Source organism: Halobacillus seohaensis (assembly GCF_042663045.1).
Taxonomy (GTDB): Bacteria; Bacillota; Bacilli; order Bacillales; family Halobacillaceae; genus Halobacillus_A; species Halobacillus_A seohaensis.
On the sequence record NZ_JBHSZV010000057.1, the window covers coordinates 1 to 8,037 of the forward strand.

Genomic DNA, 8,037 nt, shown 5'->3' on the forward strand with positions numbered 1-8,037 from the left:
TAAGGATACCCCACCTTGTTTTTTTAAGCCTAAAACTTACTTACACAGACTATTGTACGTCATCAGCTTCGCTCTACGGGGTCTCGTCTAGTCAGCTTTTCCCGCAGGAGTCTCCCTGTTTTCCCTGCCCTCCCTGATTTATTTTTCACGAACGGATCCGAATAGGGAACTTCCTCCAAAATGAAAACAGAGGATAAACATGCTGACTTCGAACATTCGTTGATGTTCCGTACCTCTTTTCCCCGACTACCTTCTCCTCATACCGATAACGGAATAGCCACACAATATAAAGAGAACGGAAGCATCGGATAAGCTGCTTCGCGTGGGACATGCGTGAGCAGAGGACACTGAAAAAGTCTTTGCAAAGAGAAAACAATGAGATCACCTACTATATATAGGCGATCCTATTGACTTCTCCTTCTATATATTGATTTAGTTCTTGTTCTCTTATATTATTCAGTTTTTCAGTGGCCTTGTGAGTATCGTGTGGAATGGGGTGACCGAGTTATTATGAACGAAACTAGCCCCTTACTCGTAAACCTTAAATATGTTGTTTTAGACGTATCAAATGAAAGAAATGCTGTGAATTAACGAACCGCCATGGCTCGGAATCGAGTCTTTTCATTCGTTACCCTGATCTCTTTCTCTGTTTCTAACGAAGGAACCATGATGCCGCTTAAACGAGGCAAGGAAAAATGCCAAAATAAAAAGTGCCTATCTTGTTACAAAAGTAACGAAGACAGGCACTTTTTAAAAGGGGCTTTTTATGCGTCTTGATAAGATAAGTTAGAAGCCACTTCAGAAACCTTTTCAAGCCCAGCTTGAATAATTTCCTCAGCTTGATCAGGCGCTGCCGCATGGCCTTCGATCACTACTTCATCCTTAATATTCATACCAAAATGTCCACCGAAAATATTACGCATGTAATTCAAAGACATTTCTATAGGTGCCATGGATGGAGTTGAATAATTTCCGCCACGTGCGTTCAATAGAATGACTCGTTTGTCGGTCAGTAGTGGCTCTAAATTTCCCTCTGCTGTATAACGGAAGCTGAATCCAGCTTCTGCTAGATAATCAATGAATGTTTGTAGTTTTGCTGGGATTGTGAAATTCCATAGTGGGAATGCAACTACGACTACGTCAGCTGCGCTAATTACGTCTTTTGCTTTTTGTTTAGCATCCAGAATACGTTGTTCTGTGTCGTTTAATGCTGTACCTTCTTGTAATTTACCTAAAGCATTAAAGAAATCCTGACCGAAGTAAGGCGTGTCTTCCTCGAAAAGGTCATACGTGTTTACGTTCACTTCTTTGTTATCTTGTATATTTTCAAGAAATGTATTGTACATTCTTGTAGAAATTCCGTCTGGGCGGTTGTTAGCTTTAACCACTAGTACGTTCATAATTAAAATCCTCCTGTTTTGAAATCTATTATTTTAAGCACAATGACTATTATAATATCTCGAAATCAAGATATCAAGCATAATACTCACGTTTAATAATCTCTTAGATCCGAAGAATCGATTTCCATATAAGGGCAGGATTGTTGAAGACTCGATTACGAGATCATGGTGTGGAGAAAGGGGCGGTGGGGAAGGAGTCGCTTTCCGTGGGCGTGCGCTGAGCCTCCTCAGGCTGGCGCCTTCCGGGGTCTCATCTAACCCGCGTATCCCACAGGAGTCTCCCCCTTCCCCACCGTCCCTTGCCGTATGTTTCTATCGAAATCGTGCCGTACGAACATCCCTGTTAAAGTATGAGATATCTATTATAACGCCAACTGAACCTTGCTGATACAGAATAGTGAATATTACCATCACACTAGATCTATTGAATCACTCAGATAAGTTATTAGATTACCTGTTTAGATGGTGCGCCTATTAAGGGGCCTTAACAATAAGACTCTGTAGTAATAAATTAAGGACATAACGGCAACTAGGAACTTACTTGGCATGTTATGTCTATCATCACCACCTCCCTTTGAAGACCATTTCTGAATTTATATTACAGATCAATAGTGCAGGATCAGGATCTATTAATGGCAGAAGTGGATCATTTCAATGGCAATAGTCAGACAGCACCCCCGATTTTAAAGGGTTCCGTTCCACTTTTCATAGTAATGGGGGATGGGAAACCTCGAGACTCCTGCGGGAAAGGATAGACTGGCGAGACCCCGCAGAGCTTTAGCTCGAGGAGGCTTGCCGTCTTCCCCGCGGAAAGCGAGTGGTTTCCCATCCCCCATTCTCCGATGAAAAGCAGCGGAACTGCCATTCTTTTATTAAACAATCGGGGGGTTAGTTTAACAAATTTCACAATCAAAATACCTTTAATATATACATTGGTGATATATTGAAGGTGTTTTTAAGTGTAATGACATTTTATACATGGGGTGAACGCCAAATACAGAAGAAGGCTATGAACCTTTTAAAGTAGTGATCATACATTAATCGAAATCAGGACGCTTCATTAGGAGGAAACTCTCGATGTGTAAAATTCATACTTTCGAGAAATTAGCATGGGATCATTACTGTCAGGCGTGGCACTTTGAACGATTGAAAAGATCATCACTTAACCAACCACTTTTATTTAATCATTATATGGACCAGCAAGACAGACATTTAGTACTTGCTCATCGGTGTAACATAATAGCTGCAACAACAAGGAAAAGCTATGTAGATACAAACCGTCAATCGATTTTGTCATTACTTAGAGACGGCGGGTATGTTCTATATGCACGTCATGCAGAGGCCACGATAGGAGAAGATCAACCAAACTTCGATTTACAGGATTGCTCCACCCAAAGAAATCTTTCCGAGACGGGGAGAAAGCAAGCTGAAATGTATGGTCAAACTTTTCGCCAGTTGCGTATTCCAGTTGAGGATCCGGTTCTGGCTAGTCCTTTTTGCAGAAGTAGAGAAACGGCTGTATTGGCCTTTGGGGAAGATAATATTCAAGTAGATCCTTTTTGGATGGATGTTTATTGGTTAAGTGGTGACTTAAATTCTTCAGAGCAGCAAGCGATAGTAAACAACCTAAATTCAAGGTTGGAAACTCAACCATCTGTAGGAACGAACACACTAATTATTGCTCATAATTTTCCAGAGGGAGTAGGATTGGGACAGATTTCTAATATGGGCACGGTTGTGTTGAAGCCAAAAGGACAAGGTAATGGGTATGAATATGTCACTCAATTATCTTTGGATGAGTGGGTAGGTTTAAGTGAATAACTTCTTGGTTGAGCACTTGCTTATTTTCTTTATATTTTATTCTTCAACTAAAGCTTCCTTTACTTGAAGACTCAGCTTCGAGAGATGTTGTTTCCGTTATGGTTGAAAGCGTTTGGAGGTCCGGGAAATCACTCGCTTTCCATGGTCCCTTTCCCAGAAGGACTATCTTCCACTATCCGTGTTCTATTGCAATGAACCTCTCTATATCAAGGATTTTAATAGGTCCGCCCGCTATCAAGATTTGCATGCAAACTTAGGAATGGCTGCCTTTTCTTGAAGTGGTATCGAGACACTTATATTGGTAAAGGGGCGGAGGGAAACGGGTAGACTCCTATGGGATGTGCGGGACAGCTGAGACCCCACAGGACGAAGTCCGAGGAGGCTCAGCGCCCGCCCCATGGAAAGCGAGCCGTTTCCCGCAGCCCCTACATTCACACAACCATCTCTTATTTCGTATGTTATTTCATGTTTTGTACTCGAAAACTAAACCCGTTAGTATATGCTGGTCTATCCTTTTTTAGGGTTCATCGGTATTGATCTAACTCCGTGTGTCATTAATTAATTTAGACTGTTCTCTAAGCTATTAATTGAATGATGGTAGAGTTTAGGGATGTCATCAACTTCAACAGGTTTACTCCAATAATATCCCTGCCCCTCATGGCAATCTTGATGTTTAAGGTAATGAAGTTGCTCCCTGTTTTCAATTCCTTCAGCTAAGACGGTGTATTTTAAATTTCTCCCCATATTAATGATAGTATTAACGATGATTTCGCCATCACTATCCAAATCATCAATAAATGATTTATCAATTTTCAGTGTATCTATTGATAATTTCTTTAAATAACTTAAAGAGGAATATCCTGTACCAAAGTCGTCGATAGAAATTTTCACGCCTAGATCTTTTAATTCTGTTAAGATGTTCATTGCTGATCCCGCGTTAATGATTGTGCCTTCTGTAATTTCTAATTCTAAAAATTGTGGATCCAGCTGTGTTTCTTCTAAAACTTGTTTAAGGTCTGTTACAAAATGTTCATTTCTAAATTGAATGGGGGATACATTCACAGAAACTTTTTGTAGAAAAATTTCGTTGTCTTGCCAAGTTTTTAGTTGTTTACATACAGACTTTAGAATCCAATCTCCAACAGGAATGATGAGTCCTAGTTCTTCTAATAATGGAATAAATTCTGAGGGTGCTACAGAGCCTAGTTTCGGGTTCTCCCACCGTAGTAATGCTTCAGCTCCAATGATCTGATTACTGTCCAAATTGATTAAGGGCTGGTAAACAATCGAGAATTGTCTTTGTTGTAAAGCTAGCTTTATTTCTTGTTCAATTTGATAATATCTTTCCATTTCGTTATTTTGGTCATGAGTATTAAAGCAATACGTATTGCCTCCTTGCTTTTTTGCATGGTACATGGCCGTATCTGCTCGTTTAATTAATGTTTCTACATATTGCAGATAATCACCTTGGGGTTCTTTTGCCGTATTCATAGTGATTCCTATACTAGTTGTGGTTATGATCTGTCTATTATTAACATCGAAAGGCAAGGTAAACTGTTCTAAGATTTCATTTGTAATTGAAATCACATCTTTTTTGTTTTTATATCCATCTAAAAAAATCACAAATTCATCTCCACCTTCTCGTAAGATGAAATCAGCTTGATGAAGACAGTTTTCTAATCGCCTAGCAGATTCCTTTAAAATCAAATCGCCAATATGATGTCCAAAATTATCATTGATTGATTTAAAGCGATCGATATCCAAGAAAAGGACTGTGATGTGATCTTCCTTGTCTTTTGAACGGTTGTTCAACCATTCACATAACAAATTTCGGTTAGGTAACGACGTAAGCGGATCATAGTAAGCCATTTGTTCAATGGTTTCTTCATAATGTTTTCGCTTGGTAATATCATGACGGATAGCAATGTATTGGTATGGCTTTCCATTATCCTTTGTAAAGGGAACTATAGTTGTATCGACCCAATAGTATGTATCATCCTTGGCTTTGTTCTTCAATTCTCCACGCCACACTTTTCCTTTACCAATGGTCTGCCACATATCTTTAAAGAACGTCCTGCTATGATATCCAGAATTAACGATGCTTTGGTTGCGTCCTATTAGATCTTCACGGCTGTACTTAGATATTTTGCAAAATTTATCGTTAGCAAACTGAATATCCCCTTTACTGTCAGTAATAGCTACGATTGATGATTCATTCAATGCTAGTTCAATATCTCTGAGCTTTTTTTGTGCTTTGTCTAGTTCAGCCTCATAACTCATTTCCATAGCCCCTTTTATTAGATTTCTTCCAATTTTATGTAGGAAATAATGACTATCTATACTTTGATATTACCACACGAATGAGTCTAGAGGGACTTCTTCTACATTAATTCACACTTTTGTTGAAATACTGATAAAACAGTACAAAAAAAGAAGTGGACCCTTAACGTAAGTAGTTCCGTTTCGGTGGAGAAACATACGAAATAGCAGCCTAATTAGCAAACCGAATCGCATATGATTTGGTCTGCACTTTTTTCCTTGTATGCCAACGATTATTAGGTATTAACATTTGAATTATCATACGAAACCGCACCCCAAATAGCATAATGACAATAGCTGTTGTCAATGTGCTATTTCCTATGTGAATGTGTATGTTATTTCCGATGCTGATTTTTTAAAACAAAAAGGGTGATTGTTATTTTATGTTAAAATAAATGTAGAGTTTGTGAAAGAATATACTTAAACTAACGAGCAGGAATGTGGAATAAAGAGTTGTTATTATTAAGATGCAGTGTGAAAATGATTAAAAGAATACCGTATTTTCGACATATCTCTGTTACTATTCAATGCAAAGAAAAGGAGGAAACATTTAATGAAGCACAAACATATATTTTTATCTGTTTTTATTTTACTTTTTGTAGCACTATCAGCTTGATCTCAAAACCCTGAGTTTGAATTGTATGAAGGTGAAGCACTAAGAATAGCGATAATAGGAGAGCCACCTATAATTAAAGAAGAGCAAGTGGAGTTCAATGAAATTTCATTTGAGGATTTAACCAATAAAGATTTAATGTCTTATGATGCAGTCTTAATAACAAAGGAACATCTCAATCAGGCTTCTGAAAGTCAATACGCTGATGTTTATTTAAATTCTACAATTCCATTCTTTTTTATATCAGCTAAAAGTCGTATTCCTTTTACTATGAATGATGAGAAATATTCTGATTCATGGGGTTGGATCCGTGGTAATAGCTACGCTGTTGGGGTTATTAAGTCTGAAGAAGGTGATAAATTAAATGGTTGGGGATATAGCTTGTATAATGATGAAAAGAAAGATGAATACATAAAAGAAGTATATTCAAGGATTTTTAAGACAATAGAAGAACAGAGATAATAGGTTATTAAAAGTATTGAACTAACGGGTGCGTTTCTTTAAGATCACTTTACCTCGAATATCGTTTAAGTGTACATTTCGTGGTATAATAGAATAAACTCTATATACGGAAGAGGTGAACGCAATATGAATACAGCAAAAGAGCGTTTACTTAAAATTATTGAAGAGATACCTGAAAAAGAAGTGGATAAAATCTTAGATTTTGCTGAGTATCTTAAAATAAAGAGGGAAAAAAGTTTATCAGAGGACTTAACAAAGGCTAGTGAAAGTAGTCTGGATTTTTGGGATAATGACATTGATGATGAGGTTTGGAATGATGTATAAACAAGGTGATATCGTTCTATTACCCGTTCCTTTCAGTGATTTAACAAATAGAAAACAACGCCCTGTTCTCGTAATTTCAAGTAACAGTTATAATGAAGTGACTGACGATATTGTTGTTGTTGCTATTACTTCACAATTACGAAATCTTGATTATTCTGTTGTAATTGAATCAAAAGATTTAAAAGAAGGAAAACTTAAAGTCTCATCTGCAATTAGAGTTGATAAAGTTTATACGTTATCTAAAGATATTGTTAGAAAGAAATTTGGCCAAGTTAATACGGAAGTTATGAAAAATGTTCGAAACAAGATTAATGAGTTAATAAAATAAAGTGAGGACTGTTATTATTGCAGTCCTCTTTTTAATTAATTGTTGTTTGTGAATACATACACTTAAAGTAACGGGTGCTTTCCTTGAATAAGGAATCGCACCCTTGTTCAACTATATCAGCAGGATAGTTGAATAAGCAAAAAGGGGGAGGATTATGTTAAAAAATGTTTTACTTTCAGGGATTTTATTAACTTTGATTTACATCGCAATCATATTAACTCTTGTTCTATCTCATATAGAAGTTATCGACATTAAGATACCATATACAGGTTAAATTATTTCACTAACAGGTGCTTTAGTTCAACAATAAAATATAAAATAGAACGCTTGGGTAATAAAAATACCCAAGCGTTTTTGTTTGCTATTTGTACTGTTTTTTACAGTGTTAAACATAGTGCGTTTAGTGTATCTAATTAGCCTGTTATTTTAGATTTTCTCCACAGTATCGGAACTACTTACCCTTAACGTAAGTAGTTTTGATACCGCGGGGATCCGGTGGTTTCCGTTACAAAGGATGGCGTTAGAAGGTCCGGGAAATCACTCGCTTTCCGTGGGAATGTGGTGAGCTTCCTGCGTGAGTCTCGGAGTCGAGTCCTCAACAATTCTTCACAATCTCTATGTTTTGAATTAAAGGGAAAAATAAGAGACCAAATCACATGCAATTTGGTCTGCTAATTCGTATGTTTCTCCACCGAAACGGAACTATTGTAGACGTCAAGTCGAATTTTACACTTTTTGCTCGTTTCCCTTTTACACTTCTGCTGAAAAAA

General features: G+C 37.3%; 6 protein-coding genes. 4 read left to right on the forward strand and 2 right to left on the reverse strand.

Annotated features, from left to right (window positions below; all coding sequences use genetic code 11):
* Nucleotides 1-764 precede the first annotated feature (764 nt).
* Nucleotides 765-1,400 (reverse strand): FMN-dependent NADH-azoreductase, encoded by a 636-nt coding sequence (locus ACFQIC_RS18735; protein ID WP_204712332.1) that lies wholly within the window; start codon nt 1,398-1,400, stop codon nt 765-767.
* Between the two features lie 1,077 nt (nt 1,401-2,477).
* On the opposite strand from ACFQIC_RS18735, the gene ACFQIC_RS18740 reads away from it, so the two are divergent.
* A complete protein-coding gene (locus ACFQIC_RS18740; RefSeq protein WP_390217654.1) occupies nt 2,478-3,221 on the forward strand; it encodes a histidine phosphatase family protein in 744 nt (247 codons plus the stop codon).
* Between the two features lie 558 nt (nt 3,222-3,779).
* Here ACFQIC_RS18740 and ACFQIC_RS18745 read toward each other — a convergent pair.
* On the reverse strand, nt 3,780-5,501 hold the full coding sequence (locus tag ACFQIC_RS18745) for a putative bifunctional diguanylate cyclase/phosphodiesterase (RefSeq protein ID WP_390217656.1): 1,722 nt from the start codon (nt 5,499-5,501) through the stop codon (nt 3,780-3,782).
* 676 nt (nt 5,502-6,177) lie between these two features.
* On the opposite strand from ACFQIC_RS18745, the gene ACFQIC_RS18750 reads away from it, so the two are divergent.
* The 3 genes from ACFQIC_RS18750 (at nt 6,178) to ACFQIC_RS18760 (ending at nt 7,267) form a co-directional block, all read left to right on the forward strand.
* Complete coding sequence (locus ACFQIC_RS18750) at nt 6,178-6,615, forward strand: hypothetical protein (RefSeq protein WP_390217658.1); 438 nt, start codon at nt 6,178-6,180, stop codon at nt 6,613-6,615.
* A gap of 126 nt (nt 6,616-6,741) precedes the next feature.
* Nucleotides 6,742-6,939: a DUF2281 domain-containing protein gene (locus ACFQIC_RS18755; RefSeq protein WP_204712334.1), complete on the forward strand. Its 198-nt coding sequence runs from the start codon at nt 6,742-6,744 to the stop codon at nt 6,937-6,939.
* Nucleotides 6,914-7,267, forward strand: coding sequence for a type II toxin-antitoxin system PemK/MazF family toxin (locus ACFQIC_RS18760; protein WP_390217660.1), 354 nt, complete (start codon nt 6,914-6,916; stop codon nt 7,265-7,267). Before ACFQIC_RS18755 ends, ACFQIC_RS18760 begins: the two co-directional genes overlap by 26 nt.
* Nucleotides 7,268-8,037: the final 770 nt, after the last annotated feature.

Coding starts and splice junctions, on each gene's coding strand:
- ACFQIC_RS18735 (WP_204712332.1), bottom strand. CDS start 1,400: ATGAACGTACTAGTGGTTAAAGCTAACAACCGCCCAGACGGAATTTCT.
- ACFQIC_RS18740 (WP_390217654.1), top strand. CDS start 2,478: ATGTGTAAAATTCATACTTTCGAGAAATTAGCATGGGATCATTACTGT.
- ACFQIC_RS18745 (WP_390217656.1), bottom strand. CDS start 5,501: ATGAGTTATGAGGCTGAACTAGACAAAGCACAAAAAAAGCTCAGAGAT.
- ACFQIC_RS18755 (WP_204712334.1), top strand. CDS start 6,742: ATGAATACAGCAAAAGAGCGTTTACTTAAAATTATTGAAGAGATACCT.
- ACFQIC_RS18760 (WP_390217660.1), top strand. CDS start 6,914: ATGATGAGGTTTGGAATGATGTATAAACAAGGTGATATCGTTCTATTA.